The sequence below is a fragment of the Leifsonia sp. HAY1-4F genome, from assembly GCF_056755275.1.
This window is the reverse complement of the sequence record NZ_JBNDHX010000487.1, coordinates 1-247: the sequence shown is the minus strand read 5'-3', so window position 1 is coordinate 247 and position 247 is coordinate 1. Positions and strand designations below refer to the sequence as shown.

At 66.4% G+C, this 247-nt stretch carries 1 protein-coding gene; it reads right to left on the bottom strand.

Annotated features, from left to right (window positions below; genetic code table 11):
- Nucleotides 1-2: 2 nt before the first annotated feature.
- Nucleotides 3-247, bottom strand: a 245-nt coding sequence (locus ACPYOG_RS20230) for a hypothetical protein (RefSeq protein WP_481295877.1), incomplete at its 5' end; no start/stop codon positions are given.

The window sequence follows — 247 nt, the reverse complement described above, 5'->3', positions numbered from 1 at the left end:
GGTCAGCTCGCCTCGGCCCAGGCCACCGCGTCAGCGCCGGCAGGGATACGCATGGGGCTGGATGGATCGTTCACGGCGCGCCACACCGCTTCGGCGACATCCTGCGGATGCGTGATCGGTCCCGGTTCGCTGAACCTGGCCATGAAGCCCCTGACGAGATCGGCATAGGCCTCGTGGTCGAGACCCTGCATGCGGGAGCTACCATTCTCGGCGAAACGAGTCTCGGGCGCACGGCCAGGAATTACGA